Source organism: Paraburkholderia sp. CNPSo 3076, assembly GCF_026343935.1.
GTDB lineage: Bacteria > Pseudomonadota > Gammaproteobacteria > Burkholderiales > Burkholderiaceae > Paraburkholderia > Paraburkholderia nodosa.
The window spans coordinates 37,295-51,501 of the sequence record NZ_JAPMAL010000004.1 but is presented as its reverse complement, the minus strand read 5'-3'; the positions used below and the strand labels follow the sequence as shown (position 1 = coordinate 51,501).

General features: G+C 63.3%; 13 protein-coding genes. 4 read left to right on the top strand and 9 right to left on the bottom strand.

Translation table 11 applies throughout. The features are described 5' to 3' along the window. Positions 1 to 10: 10 nt before the first annotated feature. The 4 genes from M3A49_RS06095 to M3A49_RS06080 all read right to left on the bottom strand — a co-directional run bounded on the left by M3A49_RS06095 (position 11) and on the right by M3A49_RS06080 (position 4,009). Complete coding sequence (locus tag M3A49_RS06095; RefSeq protein WP_266227894.1) at positions 11 to 1,531, bottom strand: sugar ABC transporter ATP-binding protein; 1,521 nt, start codon at positions 1,529 to 1,531, stop codon at positions 11 to 13. Then, the gene (locus M3A49_RS06090; protein ID WP_266227893.1) at positions 1,532 to 2,506 is read right to left on the bottom strand and encodes a substrate-binding domain-containing protein; all 975 of its coding nucleotides are present in this window, start codon (positions 2,504 to 2,506) and stop codon (positions 1,532 to 1,534) included. A gap of 70 nt (positions 2,507 to 2,576) precedes the next feature. Further along, the gene (locus tag M3A49_RS06085) at positions 2,577 to 3,644 is read right to left on the bottom strand and encodes a LacI family DNA-binding transcriptional regulator (protein WP_266227892.1); all 1,068 of its coding nucleotides are present in this window, start codon (positions 3,642 to 3,644) and stop codon (positions 2,577 to 2,579) included. 128 nt (positions 3,645 to 3,772) lie between these two features. Then, a complete protein-coding gene (locus M3A49_RS06080; protein ID WP_266227891.1) occupies positions 3,773 to 4,009 on the bottom strand; it encodes a hypothetical protein in 237 nt (78 codons plus the stop codon). Positions 4,010 to 4,352: 343 nt separating this feature from the next. Between M3A49_RS06080 and M3A49_RS06075 the strand changes: the two genes are divergently transcribed. Further along, positions 4,353 to 4,826: a YMGG-like glycine zipper-containing protein gene (locus M3A49_RS06075; protein ID WP_266228071.1), complete on the top strand. Its 474-nt coding sequence runs from the start codon at positions 4,353 to 4,355 to the stop codon at positions 4,824 to 4,826. Between the two features lie 109 nt (positions 4,827 to 4,935). Here M3A49_RS06075 and M3A49_RS06070 read toward each other — a convergent pair whose 3' ends face one another. The 5 genes from M3A49_RS06070 to M3A49_RS06050 all read right to left on the bottom strand — a co-directional run bounded on the left by M3A49_RS06070 (position 4,936) and on the right by M3A49_RS06050 (position 8,673). Next, a complete protein-coding gene (locus M3A49_RS06070) occupies positions 4,936 to 5,508 on the bottom strand; it encodes a hypothetical protein (RefSeq protein ID WP_266227890.1) in 573 nt (190 codons plus the stop codon). 207 nt (positions 5,509 to 5,715) lie between these two features. Beyond that, positions 5,716 to 6,003, bottom strand: a complete 288-nt coding sequence (locus tag M3A49_RS06065) for a hypothetical protein (RefSeq protein ID WP_266227889.1) — start codon at positions 6,001 to 6,003, stop codon at positions 5,716 to 5,718. A 131-nt stretch (positions 6,004 to 6,134) separates the two neighbouring features. Beyond that, on the bottom strand, positions 6,135 to 6,374 hold the full coding sequence (locus tag M3A49_RS06060; protein WP_266227888.1) for a hypothetical protein: 240 nt from the start codon (positions 6,372 to 6,374) through the stop codon (positions 6,135 to 6,137). Beyond that, the gene (locus M3A49_RS06055) at positions 6,371 to 6,730 is read right to left on the bottom strand and encodes a 2-oxoglutarate dehydrogenase (protein WP_416338927.1); all 360 of its coding nucleotides are present in this window, start codon (positions 6,728 to 6,730) and stop codon (positions 6,371 to 6,373) included. The genes M3A49_RS06060 and M3A49_RS06055 overlap by 4 nt, the downstream gene beginning before the upstream one ends. A gap of 122 nt (positions 6,731 to 6,852) precedes the next feature. After that, positions 6,853 to 8,673, bottom strand: a complete 1,821-nt coding sequence (locus M3A49_RS06050) for a S10 family serine carboxypeptidase-like protein (protein ID WP_266227886.1) — start codon at positions 8,671 to 8,673, stop codon at positions 6,853 to 6,855. 833 nt (positions 8,674 to 9,506) lie between these two features. Between M3A49_RS06050 and M3A49_RS06045 the strand changes: the two genes are divergently transcribed. From M3A49_RS06045 to M3A49_RS06035, 3 genes are all read left to right on the top strand, one after another. Continuing rightward, positions 9,507 to 10,661, top strand: coding sequence for a hypothetical protein (locus M3A49_RS06045; protein WP_266227885.1), 1,155 nt, complete (start codon positions 9,507 to 9,509; stop codon positions 10,659 to 10,661). A gap of 60 nt (positions 10,662 to 10,721) precedes the next feature. Then, positions 10,722 to 11,822: a TAXI family TRAP transporter solute-binding subunit gene (locus M3A49_RS06040; RefSeq protein ID WP_266227884.1), complete on the top strand. Its 1,101-nt coding sequence runs from the start codon at positions 10,722 to 10,724 to the stop codon at positions 11,820 to 11,822. A gap of 234 nt (positions 11,823 to 12,056) precedes the next feature. Next, a complete protein-coding gene (locus M3A49_RS06035) occupies positions 12,057 to 14,183 on the top strand; it encodes a D-(-)-3-hydroxybutyrate oligomer hydrolase (protein ID WP_266227883.1) in 2,127 nt (708 codons plus the stop codon). The last annotated feature ends 24 nt before the right edge of the window (positions 14,184 to 14,207 follow it).

The window sequence follows — 14,207 nt, the reverse complement described above, 5'->3', positions numbered from 1 at the left end:
CAGTATCGATTCAAGGCGAAGCGAGATTGATCAGCAGGTCGCCGGAAAAATCGCTGCGAGGCACGACCTGTTTGGCGCGCCCTTCGCACAGCACGAGAATGCGGTCGCACAGCAAGGTCAATTCGTCGATTTCGGAGCTGGCGATCAGCACGGTCACGCCCGAGCGCGCCGCGTCGAGTATCTGGCGGTAGATCTCCGCCTTGGCGGCGACGTCCACGCCGCGCGTCGGTTCGTCGAGCAGCAGGATGCGCGGCTTCGTCATCAGCCACTTGCCGATGATGAGCTTTTGCTGATTGCCGCCCGACAGACTATTGGCGCTTTGCGCGAGGCTGCGATGCTTGACCCGCGAGGCCCGTGCCTGTTCGGCGGCCCAGCCGCACAGCCTGCGCCGCCGGTAGAACGGAAAGCCGGGCACGCGCGGCAACGACGGCAGCACGAAATTCGCTTCCAGCGACTGGTCGAGCACGAGGCCATCCTTCTTGCGGTCTTCGGTCACGAAGGCGAGGCCAGATTCCGCAGCTTCGTTTGGCGATTTGAATGACCGGTGCTGCCCCGCAATGGCAATCGCACCCTCCTGCCGGTAGGCCGAAATCCCGTAGATGGCTTCGAGCACTTCGGTCTTGCCCGCGCCGAGCAGACCCGAGAGGCCGAACACTTCGCCCTCGCGCACCGCAAACGACACGTCGCGCACCATCGCGCGCGACGGTCCCCACAGCGAGAGATTGCGCACCTCCACACTCGTGCTGCGAGCGCGCGGCGCTTCGTCCGCGCCGCGCTCGGGCGGCGCGAAGTCCTTGCCGATCATCATCGAGACGAGCGCCGTCGAGGACTCCACCTGCGCGACCGGCAGCGTCGAGATGCGCCGGCCGTCGCGCAGCACGGTCACGCGGTCGGCCACGGCGAAGACTTCCCCCAGCCGGTGGCTGATCAACACGATGCCCATGCCGCGTTCGCGCAGTTGCCGCGTGAGCGTGAGGAGCGCCTGGGTCTCCGCGTCGGAGAGCGCCGAGGTCGGCTCGTCCATGATCAGCACCCGTGCTTCGGCCACCAGCGACTTGGCAATTTCCACCAGTTGCTTTTCGCCCACCCGCAGCGCGCCGACCAGCGTATCGGGACTCGCACGAAAACCCAATTGGCCAAGTACGTTGCGCGCAGCCGTGCGCATGGCGCGCCGGTCGGGAAAGCCCCAGCGTGTGCGCGGTTCCTTGCCGAGGAATATGTTGTCGACCGCTGAAAGCGTATCGACGAGGTTCAGTTCCTGATGAATGACCGCGATCCCTGCATCGATCGCGTCGTTGACGCTCGCGAGGCGCGTGGGCACTCCCCGCACGCGTATCGTGCCGCTGTCCGGCGCATAGAGGCCGCCCAGCATCTTCATCAGGCTCGATTTGCCCGCGCCGTTCTCGCCGACAAGCGCATGCACCTCCCCCGCCACGACATCGAAGTCGACGCTCGACAACACGGCGCTGCCGTTGAACGAAATCGACAGGCCTGCCGCCTCGATGAGCGGCGCGGTGGCAATGGCATTCATTCAGGAGTGGCTAGCAATATACGCCTTGGCGTTGTCGGCAAAAATGCCCTGGGTCGGCAACGTGACCTTCTTCGGGATCTTTTCGCCGTGCAGCAGCTTGAGCGCCTGGCGTATGCCTTCGGCGCCGGGCGTGGGGTACATGAACGTTCCGGCAAGCAGGCCTTGCGAGACCCAGGTCGCGCCCTCCTGTGGCAAGCCGTCGATGCCCACGAACTTGATGCTCTTGTCGCGCCCCGCATCTTTGGCCGCGAGATAGGCGCCGTAGGCCATGGGATCGTTGTGCCCGTAGACCACATCGATTTTCGGATTCACGCGCAACACCGTCTTCATGTACTCGTAGGCCTTGTCCTGCTTCCAGTCGCAGTCCACGCGTTCGCCTATGAGCTTGATGCCCGACTCCTTGCCGATCACGCTCGCCGCACCGTCGTGGCGGTCGTGCGCCGGTTGCGCACCGAAGCCGCCCCAGACCTCGACGAGATTGCCCTGCGCATGACCCGGGCCACCCATCAGCTTGACGATGAATGCGCCGGCTTCGCGGCCGATCTGCACGTTGTCGCCGCCGATGAACTGCGTATAGGATTCGCCGTTCACCTCGCGGTCGAGCACGAACACGGGAATGCCCGCCTTATAGGCCTTTTCCACCACGCCGGTCAGCCCCGCCGACTCCTTCGGCGAAATGAAGATCGCATCCATTTTCTGGGCAATGAAATTCTCCATGTCGGCATTCTGCTTGTCGGTGCGGTCGCCGGCGTCGGCAATGATCAGATCGACCTCGGGATGCTTCGCGGCCTCGGCTTTCATGTCCTTGTTGAACTGTACGCGCCAGGGCTCGACCGTGGTCACCTGCGAGAAGCCGAAGCGGTACTTCTTCTGCTGCCCGAACGCGGGCGCGCTGAGCGTCCCGAGAAGACCCGCTGCACCGGCAAGCGGCGCGGCGACCAGACCCGCAATCAGAATGCGTCGTTGACTGTCCATTGCCCTGTCTCCTTTGTTGTCTGAACCGGGCGGCGCGTGGCCGGCCTCGGGTGCTGCAAAAAATAAAACGTTATAGCGGCGGCGCGGCGGAAGCACGCGCCGCTTCGCCCCATTCGTCATACCGCACCGGGCCCGTGCTGTCGCGCACGCGCAGGTCGGCACGCATGCGCAAGTGCACGATCTCCGGGTTTTCGCCCAGCAACTGCTTGTGCAGGAGATGCCAGATACCGCGGGCTATCGCCTCGGCGGGTTGACGAATCGAACTGATGCCGGGACGCAGCACCGACATCCACGGCGCGTCGTCGAAGGAAAGCAGCGAGATGTCGTCCGGTAACTGCAGGCCCGCATCGCGGATCGCCCGCAGCGCGCCGAGCGTCGCGACGTTCGCGCCCGTGAAGAGCGCCGTGGGGCGCTCGCGCGCGGCGAGCACGCCAAGCGTCGTCGCGTGGCTTTCGGTATCGCTCATGCCGCACACCACGACGTTGGCGTGCTGCGCCAGCCCGGCGCGCTGCATCGCGTCCTGGTAGCCCTGGGCCCGCTCGCGGCTGTTTACGAGGTCGAGCGCATTGACGATGAACGTGATGCGGCGGTGACCGAGCGCGATCAGATGCGCGGTGCCGTCCATCGCCGCGCGATGACTGTCGGTCGTGACCGTGTTGGCGGGAAAACTGCTGTCCACGCGATCGGCCATGACGAGCGGCACGTCGCATTCGCGCAGTTCGCTGATCGCGTGCTCGTAGCCGTGGCATGGAATGATGATCATGCCCGCCACCTGGCGCGAGAGGACGAAGCGGATGCGTTCCGCTTCGCGCTCCGGGTTTTCCTGGGCATGCGCGAGGATGAGCCGGTAACCGGATTCGAGGGCATGGTCTTCGAGCGCGCAGACCAGTTCGATGAAGAACGAATTGGTCAGGTCGGGCACGACAAAGCCGATCGACGTGGAGCGGCAACTGCGCAATTCGGCGGCCAGACTGTTGCGCCGGTATCCGAGCTTGCGGGCCGCTTCCCAGACCTGGCGCTGGCGCGCTTCGCTCACGTTTGCGGCGCCCGCGAGCACCTTCGACGCCGTGCCCAGCGAGACTCCCGCCGCATTCGCGACGTCCTTGAGTGTACTGGCACTTTTCTTGCGGTCGTCCATGCTGGTCTGTCCGCCCGACGAGATGCGCTGAGGTTACCCGCCCGAACTGAAACGTTTCATAGAGTAGGAAATGGTTTTTCAGGCTTCAAGGGAGGGTTTTTCCGGGTCGCCGGGAGAGAGAGCGCGGACTAGCGGTAATTCACGAAGTTGATGATGTCGTTGAGGAACCACGGAAGAATCAGTTGCGTGTCGGGATCGCTAACGCCCACGGTGAGCCTCGGCGGCTTCGAGGTGGGGGAACCGGGCTTCGCGCCATCGGGGGTGTGCAGCATGTAGCTGTTGGTGTCGGCAGCGGGCGGCGACGACGGCGAAGCACAACCGGCAACGAGTAAGGCGAGGAACGCTGCGCAGCACAAGCGCTTCATGATAGGCAATCTCCAGCCACGTGATCTCGAGAAGCCCAAGCGTACCATTGGCCCCGCCGCAATCGCGCGGAGCTGTGCACACACCTTGCTTGCCAGACAGTCAATCAATCAATAGCCGAATTGAGTTCGTTAAGAACCAGAATATTTGTCGCATGCATCTCCCTGTTTTATGCAAAAGCGAATAAATCAAATGCGGCCGCAACCCGTGATCCTCGGCTTCGTTTTGACCTCCATTGACACGTATCAACGGGAACAACGCTTATTGACCCATGCACCTACGCGATCGAATGAGCACGAGATATTCTCTGCCGACTTATCCAGGCCACTATGGGAAGAGTCTTCCATGAGAATCAATCGCTTCGTTTTTGTTCCCACCGCAATAGTGATCGCGGGAACGGCACTTCCGGTTCTTGCGCAGCAAACCGTCGTGTACCCGTCGAAAGGCCAAAGCGCCCAGCAGCAAAGTTCCGATGAAGGCGCCTGCTATGCGTGGGCAAAACAGAAAACAGGAATTGACCCAGCGGTCGTGGCAAACGCCGCGCCGCAAGCTCAAGCGCCGAATGGCCAACGTGTCCGGGGCGCCGCCGGAGGCGCGGCCATTGGTGCCGCCGCTGGTGCAATGGGGGGCGACGCCGGCCACGGCGCGGCCATCGGCGCCGTGGCCGGCACGGTTGCCGGGGGCGTAGCGCACCGGCGCCAGGGGCGTGCCGCGGCGGCGCAGAACGCACAGATGGAATCGGCGCAACAACAGGCGCTCGCCAGCTATCGCCAGGCGTGGGAGGCTTGCATGCAGGGCCGGGGCTACTCGCTGCGTTAAGCGCCGACGATATCGAAGAGAAACCAAGAGAAGAATCGCGACGATGTAACGGCCACGTAGCACGAAATGAATACGTGCAACGCGGCCCTCCCGAAAGCGAGAGGTGCGCTTAGCGGAAGCCGTAAACGAGAACCTTCTTCCCTTCGAATTGTTCCTGCACACCTTGATCGCAATTCGGCGGACACGTCGTGCCGTCGGCGGTAGGACCGGACGCGGGCGAATACGCCTTGTAGACAACGGATTCGATGAGCGTCCCGTCGTCGGAAACCACGATTTGCAGGTCGGTCTCGACGCCGGCCAGCACCGGTCCGCCGCTGCCATAAACCAGTTTCATGATCCCCGTGCAATCGGAGTTCACGGTGTACGTCCCGCTCTGGTACGGGTTGAAGGCAGTCTGCCCGCCTTTCGGCAAGCCATTGATCATGCCGAAGTCGGTGCGAGTGAATTTACCTGAGCCGTCGAACGTCACGATGGCCACGTCATCGAGTGTCGATGGCGAGGCAAACAGGTGCAGCTTGTTGTTGCTGTCCAGCAAGCCAAGAATTTCTCCATGACCGTGAAATCCGTAAGCTCCCCTTAACGTTGCGTTCGAGCAACGGCCACCGTCGGCCTGCGCGACGCCACTGAGCGAGAGAAGTGCAAAGGCTGTTGCCGACAAAATTCTTGAATGCTTGATCTTCATGGTCATCTCCTTGTCACCATAGCAGGCGTCTGGCGCTCATAACGCGCAGCGGGCCGAAAGCAGTCGTCGACGGAGACCCCGGCTCGTGCCGACTAGCGCTCCGCTCCCTAAGCCTATGGAACCGCGCACGCTTGCGCCTCCATCATTTGATGGAGAGAGCGAGGCAGTGGGAGATTTCGTGTGCAAACAAATTCGATGAGAACGGCGTTACGGCTTCACTGCGTAACGCACCAGTTCGATTGCGTTCGTCGCGGGCGCGCCCCTTCCGGCCAGACGGCCCTGAAACTCTTCGCGCACCACGCGCTTGACGCTCGGGGCATACCAGAGCGTCTCCTCCATCGACCCGCCGCCCGGGCCATACTGCGGCTGCCAGACACCGCTCATCGTGATCTTGATCGCGGAGAAAGTGCCCGCCTTCGTGTTGACCGTCTCCACGCCGGCCACTTCACATTGGGCCCGGCGCTGCACCCTCATGCCCGAAGGGGCAGTGGCCATGCAGTCCGCCTCATAGCGCGCGCCGGCCCGCAGCGGAAAATGCAGCGCGATCCCGCAGGCACGCCCGTCGGCGCCATTGGGAATCACATTGGCTTCGGAGGTGAGTTCCAGGCGCGTGCCGCCGGGGCCGATCAGAAGCGATGCGCTGCCATCGGCGTGGCGGACGTCACGGTTTGCGTGAAGGTTCGCCCCTTACCGGACAACGGGTCGGACCGCTCGAAGGTCCAGTTGTCGCCCACCTTGTAATGCGGCGCATCCTGAGGCAGCACGACGGCAGCGGCGTCGAGCGCGAAACTGGTCGGGGCGCCTGCCCCCGCCGCCAGCACGCCCACGACGCCGACCACTGCAGCGCGACAGATTCGCGGCCTCATTGGCCCTGTTTCTGCAGATATTGCCGCACGTCGCTCATCGACACCCTGCCCGTATGCGCCGTGTCGATCTGATCGAAATGCTGCGCGATAAACCCGAGCCCGCTGCTTTGCGCCTGCGCTTTCGTGATCGAAGCGCCGTTGCTCAATGCGGAATTCGCGCCGAGGCGTGCCTCCACCCGCTGTTGCGCCTGTTGCTGCAATTGTGTACCGGTGGAGGGTGTGAGCGGCGCTGGCCGGCTCGACGGGAAGAATGGGCCATCGACACCGTGGCCGCCCTTCGGAAGCTGAACGGGCGCCACCGCTTGCGTTGCCGCCTGGGCATGGCCTATTGTGACCGCCGCCATCGCGCAAAGCATGAGCGGAGCAACGCACGACAGCTTTTTGAATGTAGACATGATCGCTCGCCTTCAATGAGTGAGGAGCGGGCCTCAATCGACTGTCGATAATCGATGCTCGACGAAGCCCCCGGCCTGTGACGTTATTGACCCGCTGCCGCGACTGCCGTGGAAGTCGGCGTACCCGCGGGACTCTCGTCGGGCCACGGCTGCGGAAGCGTCCAGAGCGAAAGCGCCAATGGGATGGGTTGACCACCATAGTAGCTCACGAGATCGGCCTTCATCTTCGGGCGCGCTACGTCGTCCAGATAAATCATGTGTCCGCCCTGGAAGAAGTTGACCTGCAGGTTCGGGCTCAAACCGGCCACCGTTTGCAGACGCGCAAGCTGCTTCTCCGTATTGAAGAACGGCGTAGCGAGATCGTGAAAGCCGTTCTCCGCAAGCACCTTCAGCTGCGGATTGAGCTGGATCGCGCCGAGCAGGTCGGGCAGCGTATCGGGCAACGGCTGACCGTCGTGCGAGAAGTCCCAGACTCCGATGATGTTGTCGTTCAGCGGCATATACGTCGCATTCGGCGCCGTGTAGCCGAGATAATCCGGCATCTGCGTGGCGAGTGCGGTCGTGAACGGCTGCGAGATGAGGATGTCCGACGGGTCGCCGTCACTCTGCAAACGCGGATCCGAATTCGGCAGCGACACGCGCCCATCGTAACGGCCGATCGTCGTGCCCGGGATCAGTTCGTTATTGAACGGGTTCACGTTGAAATAGCCATTGAGCGCCTGCAATGTGAGGCTCGAAGGCCAGCGCCACGAATCCAGCGTCTTCTGGGGCGGAAAGACCGGCTTGCCCAGCGCGCCGGGAATACCGAGTTGACTCAGCACCCACGATTGCGCGTATTTGCGGAAATGCTGGTACTGGCCCGTCGCGAAGATCTCCGACTGCAACGCGAAGAGGCCTTGATCGATCAGGGGCGGCGAAACCAGATTGAAGTAGGCGGCCACCTCGGCGTAGCCGGGGTAATAGCCCGCGAGTGTATCGGTATCGAGCACCAGGCCGGCCGTCGAATCCGTGATGGCCGTCGCTTCGATCGCATCGGCAAAGTAGTTCAGGATAGACGACTGAAGCACGATGCCGGTCAATTGCACGCCCGCCGCCTCGAGCGCGAGCGCAAGCATGTCGGTGCGCGGCGTGCCATACGATTCGCCGTAGAGATAGATCGGCGAACTACTGCGGTTATTCACGGCCAGATAGCGCTTGATGAAATCGCGCATTACGTTGACATCCGGATCACAGCCCCAGAACTTCTGGTTGGTGTTCGGCAGAATCGCCTCCGAGAGCCCCGTGCCCGGCGGGTCGATGAACACCATGTCCGTCGTATCGATCAGGCTCTCAGCATTGTTGACGAGCGGAAAGTTCGGCCAGTTGGTGAGCAGCGGATCGGGGGTCGCGACACGCGTTGGCGCAAACGAGCCGAGACGCAGCCAGATCGACGACGAACCGGGTCCGCCGTTATAGATGAACGTCACTGGCCGCGGCGAACCGTTCGTGGCCGGCGCGGTATAGGCGACATAGGACATCGTCGCCTCCGCATTGCCGCTTGCGTCCGAAGCGGTCAGATGGCCGGTTGTCGTCGTGTAGTTGAGCGTCGTTTTGCCTGAGGTCCACTGGTAATGCATGATCGCGGCTTTTTCGGCGACCTGCGACGCGGCAAGGCCATCGTTGGCGTTCGGCGAGTAGGCGATCGGGTCCGTATAGGGCTGGTTGGCGTCTGGCGAGTTCGGCGTTTGCGCGGCGGCTTTCGCGCTCGCCGACACCTGGTTCATTGCGCTCGCGGCAGACGATGACGGGCTATCGCCACCGCCGCAACCCGCGAGCATCAACACGCCAATGGCGATTGCGCCTGCATGGCGCAGCTGGCACCGGCTGCGGCTCGAGCCCATGCTGGGTTTACTGTCCGGATGCATTGTTATACCCCTTCGAATGATGACGTCACACTACGCGGGGACCGCGTTCGCCGGTAATAACGCCTTGAAAAAGGCATTGAAATTCAAATGCAATTACCGGCAGGAAGCGGCTGACATTTAACTTTCCATTCCTGACAAAGTCGGTTCAGTTCAAGCGCCATTTATTTACTATGGATGCCTAAATAATCCATAGAGCATGGGGCGAAACCGTTGAGTTTCGCCGACGAGATTGCGCTGGAAATATATTGTAATGAAAGATGGCAGAGGAAAAATAGGAGGCGCCGCAGTACTTTGTCAAGGGATAGTTTCTGAACCTATGCGCGATGATTCGTTGCGCACGCAGCAATTGCTTTGCGCATGAAACGGTCGCGTGCATGCGGGTCGGCGATGCGAGATCTCGCTGCAACGCGACCGCGAGCGCAGGAAGAACGGATGCCCGACAATTCTCTACAGGTTGTCTGAATGATTGCAATCCGTGGTTTGCGCGCGTCGGCCGACGCACCCAATTGGGGACATACTTCTCGTGCGGTGCGAGACGGTTAAAAAGCACGTCCGCACATTTAGCTACTCTTATAAATAAAACCCTGCACGGTAAAAAATTCCGCAACTCGATCTTCGCCAGAACACAGCCAACGCGCGTATGTGCGCTGGGCAACAACGGAGATTGACGCGCTGTGCGAAATCAACCATATTTTGACCAGACGGCTGCGCTCGGTCCGGCCCCGTCGCTTTCCTTCGCATGCAGATCGTGAGTTCCGCGAGGCCTCGCCCATCGCTTCAACGACGATTCTGAGCATGCCGAAATGGCATTGCCATAACGGTGGGACGACATCATGTCCGCTCAGATTGGTCCCGACCATAATTTCCCCGCGGCGTGCAAGCGTTGCGGCGGACTGCTGTACGAAAACTTCGAGTTCTGCCCTTACTGCGGCACGGATTGTCCACTCGACAAAGTCGCGCTGGGCACCCATCCGAAAGCCACGTTGACACCCCTCGGCGCCACGGCGGCGGCGCCCCCCGCGCCCGCGGCCGCGAAACTCGTGCAGACGGGCGTACCCGCGACTGACGGGCCGTCGCTGAACACCGACTACCAGCCCGGCGCGCAGCACGCCTTAGCGCTTACACACGGGTTGCGGTTTTCGCACATGGGGCAATGGATCTTTCCGAGGGGCCTGTTCGTTTTCGCTCTCATACTTGCGTTCGCGTACGGCACGTATCTGCTGTTCGGTACCAACCGCCAGCGGGAAGGCACAGCCAGCGAACAGACCCTGCACTCTTCGGGCGGTTCGGTTTCGACCAATGCGTCTGCGCAACAGTCCGATGAGACGCCCCCTGCCGCCGGCAGGCAGACCCGCGAGCAGCCGCAATCGCCCCCGCGCAATGCGCACCCCGCGCCGCAATTCGCGGACGTGGCCGACGGTCTGCGTGTCGCGCGGACCAGCCTTGCGGAAAACAACCTGTTCGACGCGAAAGCCGCGGCCAATGCCGTGCTCGCGCGCGACGGGGGCAACGAGGAGGCGCGCGCGCTACAAAGCGAGATCGCGGCGCACGAGCAGCGGCGCGATAGCGCCTTGCAAAACGCGGACCGCTGCGTCGCGCAGCGTGCCTGGGCCTGCGTGCAGCAACAGGCTTCGGAAGCGCTCGCGATCGATTCGAGCAGTCAAGCTGCGCAATCGTTGATGGAACGCGCCATCGTATCGACGGCGTGGAAACCGCTCAGCCCGCCCAACGGCGCCCCGCAAGTGAACGCGGCAGCGGCGTTGCCGCGCGGCGCGAACACCGTGCGGCTGCCGTCGTCGCAGGACTGGAATACGAGCGCATCGCCGCCCCCACTGCCCGGCGCGATGAACACAGCGAATGCCACGAATGCCGCGAACGTCGCGACGGCCGCCAGTCCCGCCGGCGGCGACAACAGCGTCGACGCCCAGGAGCGCGCGATCGTGCAAAACGGCTGGAAGCGCGCCGCGCCGCCGGGCGCCACGCATTGAACAGGATTCCATAACATATCGAAGTCTGCCGTACATCGCAAACAAGGCGGGAGAGAGACCATGCTGAAAACGACTCTAGCGGGAGTGGCGGCGCTGACCGCCCTGCTTTTCTCAGTGCTCGCCGTCGCCGCCGAGGTCGACGCGCACTACCGCATCGTGACTGGCCCGGAGCGCGGGACGTACATTCAGATCGGCCAGGACCTGGCGAAATGGGTCGCGCAGCCGGCGGGCATCGACCTCGAAGTGATCCCATCGAAAGGCTCGGCCGAAAACGTGCAGCGCATGCGTTTCGAGCCCGGCGTGAAGCTCGCGCTCGTGCAGTCCGACGTCTACCAGGCCTACGTCGACATGGCCAATTCCGGCAACGAAGAGGCCGGCACGCTGATACGGCCACTGCGGCTCATCATGCCGCTCTACGACGAAGAGATTTACTTCGTGGTACGTAGCGACTCGCCGATGAAGACGATCAACGAGATCAAGGACAAGGTGATCAGCGTCGGCCTGATCGGCAGCGGCACCGCGCAGTCGGCGACGACGCTGTACCGCCTCATGTTCGGCCAGCCGATTCCCGAACAGAACGCGCAGCATCTGAGCAACGAAGATGCGCTGGCCGCACTCATCGTCAAGAAGATCGATGTGGCGATCATCGTCGCCGGGCAGCCCGCCAAGCTCTTTACCGACATGAACCCCGAGCTGCTGCAGCAGATCCGCTTCCTGCGCGTCGATCCGAACGCGCCAGAAACGGCGCGCGCAAAGCAAACCTACTATCCCGCGACGATCCACGTGTCGAGCTACCCGAACTGGCTCAAGGAAGAAGTGCCGACGTGGACGGTCAAGGCCTTTCTCGTCACCTATGACTACAACCTGCGCGATACGGTCGGCAACCTGAAGCGCTTTGCCGATTCGCTCTGCGAGAACTTCGACAACCTGCAGGAGCACGGCCATCCGAAGTGGAAGCAGGTGAAGCTCGAGCTGCCGGGGCTTGGCAAAGGCTGGCAATACTATCCGCCCGTCGAGCGGCGCCTGAAGGCGTGTTTCGCGCATCGGGCCGCGATGAAGGCCCCCACGGGTTCGACCGCGGCGCAAGGCGCCCCCGCCGCGCAACGAGCCGATGGGCGGCCATGTTCGGATCAGGAGCGCCTGCTCCTGCTCTGCAAATAATCCCGCAAGGAATCCGCCAGCCGAACGCGGTCCCCACCGCGCGTGAACAGCAAGCAAGTGGGCCCTTCCATCGCCAGTACGAGGTGGAAGGCGATCCCCTTGTGCCCGCATGCAATCTCTCCTGGTATCTGCTTTCAGGATGTCCTAATGTCCATGGGTGCCGAGATGCCGGCACGTCGAAACGGTCTTCCCGATGCAGTGCGTCCTACCCTAACAACAAACAAGGAAACACCCATGAGAGATACCCCGTTCGCAGTCCGGCGTAAAACGGCACGCCTGCGTGCCGCAATCGCCGTCGCAGCCGCGGCGCTCGTGCCCGGCGCACACGCTGCCGAAAGTAACGCCAGTCACCCGGCATTCAACCGGCTGCCGTCGTTCGTGGTGGCGAGCAGTCTGCAAACCACCAGCTACGATGGCGTCAGCGAGGATCTGTTGACCGCCGGGCTCGGCAAAACCGGGCTTGCCGGGGCGCAACCGGCCATCGCGAACCCCGCGGCCCCGACGGCCGCGGAACTGCGCCGGCTCGCGATCTGGTCGAACTATCGCGCGCTCGTCGATATCAGCGCGAACGGCGGTTATGGCCGCTTCTGGGGGCCCAACGTCGATCTTTACGGCAACGACACGCTGGGTGAAGGAAAAATTGCCGGCACCGAATATCTCGCGTTTGCCGACGACGGCAGCGGCGGCCAGAATGTCAGCCTGCTCGTGCAGGTGCCAACCAGCTTCGATCCGGCGAACCCGTGCATCGTGACAGCCACGTCGTCGGGTTCGCGCGGCGTGTACGGCGCGATCTCGGCGGCCGGCGAGTGGGGACTCAAGCGCGGCTGCGCGGTCGCCTATACCGACAAGGGCACAGGCAACGGCGCAGAAGAACTGATGAGCGGCCTCGTCACGTTGATCGATGGCGTCACGGCCAACGCCGCAACGGCGGGACGCACGAGCATTTTCACCGCGAACGTGCCGGCGGGCGCGCTCGCCGCCTACAACCAGAAGTTTCCGAACCGTTATGCGTTCAAGCACGCGTATTCGCAGCTGAACCCCGAAGCGGACTGGGGCAAGGACACACTCGAGGCGGTCCAGTTCGCGTACTGGGTGCTCAACCAGCAGTTCGCGCCGCGCGTCGACGCATCGAATCGCGGCGTACGCTACGCGCCCGGCGACATCACGACGATCGCGGCTTCCGTGAGCAACGGCGGCGGCGCGTCGCTCGCAGCAGCCGAAGAGGACACGGGCAAGTGGATCACGGCGGTGGTGGTCGGCGAACCGCAGATCAACGTGCGCATGCCCGGTGACGCGCAAGTCAAGGAAGGCGGTCAGCGCATTGCCGCGGCCGGCAAACCGCTGGCCGACTACATGACGCTCGCGAACCTGCTGCAACCCTGCGCGGCGCTCGCGGACGCCGCCGCCGGCGCGCCCTATCTCACGGCGCTGCCCGTGGCGACCACGACCGCGATTCGCCAGGCGCGCTGCACCTCGCTCGCGGCGGCAGGCTACATCCACGGCGGCGACACGCAGGCGCAGGCGAACGACGCGCTCGCGCGCCTGCATGAGGCCGGCTATGAAGCGGACTCCGATCTGCTGCACGCGCCGATGTGGGATTCACAGGCCGTGCCGGCCGTTGCGGTGACCTACGCCGATGCCTACACACGGTCGAGCGTGCTCGACAACCTGTGCGGATTCAGCTTCGGCACGACGAACGCTTCGACGGGCGCCGCGGGCGTTGCGCCGGCCGTCTCGCCGATGCTGACCATCTTTGGCGTGGGCAACGGCGTGCCGCCGACCAACGGCGTCAATCTCGTCTACAACGTCACGCCGCCAGGCGGCGCCGACCATCGGCTCGCCACGCCCGATGCCAGCTTCGCGGGCGCGGCATGTCTGCGCGCGTTCTGGACGAAGGGCGATCCGCGCATGCGCCAGAGCGTCCAGGCGATCAGCGTGAACGCGAACCTGCACGGCAAGCCCGCGATCATCGTGCAAGGCCGCAGCGACGCGCTCGTGCCGATCAATCATGCTTCGCGCGCGTATCTTGCGGCAAACAGCGAGCGGGAAGGTTCGCGCAGCCACGTGTCGCTGTACGAGGTGATCAACGGACAACACTTCGATGCGTTCCTCGCCGTGCCGGGCTTCGATACGCACTTCGTGCCGGTGCACTACTACAACATCGCGGCGCTCAATCTGATGTGGAGTCATCTGAAGAATGGCACGCCGCTGCCGCCTTCCCAGGTCATCCGCACGATCCCGCGCGGCGGCAGCCCGGGCGCCGCGCCGCCGCTGGGTCTTGCGAACCTGCCGGCCATCGTGGAGAACCCGGGCAGCAATGCGATTCGCGCGAACGACGGCGTCGTGAACGTGCCGCATTGAGGCGCGAAGCACGCCGGCGCGGCA

What these genes read in the sequence shown, in the direction of transcription:
- M3A49_RS06035 (WP_266227883.1), top strand. Translation starts at nt 12,057, where the DNA reads ATGAGAGATACCCCGTTCGCAGTCCGGCGTAAAACGGCACGCCTGCGT.
- M3A49_RS06085 (WP_266227892.1), bottom strand. Translation starts at nt 3,644, where the DNA reads ATGGACGACCGCAAGAAAAGTGCCAGTACACTCAAGGACGTCGCGAAT.
- M3A49_RS06060 (WP_266227888.1), bottom strand. Translation starts at nt 6,374, where the DNA reads ATGAGGCCGCGAATCTGTCGCGCTGCAGTGGTCGGCGTCGTGGGCGTG.
- M3A49_RS06055 (WP_416338927.1), bottom strand. Translation starts at nt 6,730, where the DNA reads ATGCTTTGCGCGATGGCGGCGGTCACAATAGGCCATGCCCAGGCGGCA.
- M3A49_RS06040 (WP_266227884.1), top strand. Translation starts at nt 10,722, where the DNA reads ATGCTGAAAACGACTCTAGCGGGAGTGGCGGCGCTGACCGCCCTGCTT.
- M3A49_RS06065 (WP_266227889.1), bottom strand. Translation starts at nt 6,003, where the DNA reads ATGGCCACTGCCCCTTCGGGCATGAGGGTGCAGCGCCGGGCCCAATGT.
- M3A49_RS06080 (WP_266227891.1), bottom strand. Translation starts at nt 4,009, where the DNA reads ATGAAGCGCTTGTGCTGCGCAGCGTTCCTCGCCTTACTCGTTGCCGGT.
- M3A49_RS06095 (WP_266227894.1), bottom strand. Translation starts at nt 1,531, where the DNA reads ATGAATGCCATTGCCACCGCGCCGCTCATCGAGGCGGCAGGCCTGTCG.
- M3A49_RS06045 (WP_266227885.1), top strand. Translation starts at nt 9,507, where the DNA reads ATGTCCGCTCAGATTGGTCCCGACCATAATTTCCCCGCGGCGTGCAAG.
- M3A49_RS06075 (WP_266228071.1), top strand. Translation starts at nt 4,353, where the DNA reads ATGAGAATCAATCGCTTCGTTTTTGTTCCCACCGCAATAGTGATCGCG.
- M3A49_RS06090 (WP_266227893.1), bottom strand. Translation starts at nt 2,506, where the DNA reads ATGGACAGTCAACGACGCATTCTGATTGCGGGTCTGGTCGCCGCGCCG.
- M3A49_RS06070 (WP_266227890.1), bottom strand. Translation starts at nt 5,508, where the DNA reads ATGAAGATCAAGCATTCAAGAATTTTGTCGGCAACAGCCTTTGCACTT.
- M3A49_RS06050 (WP_266227886.1), bottom strand. Translation starts at nt 8,673, where the DNA reads ATGCATCCGGACAGTAAACCCAGCATGGGCTCGAGCCGCAGCCGGTGC.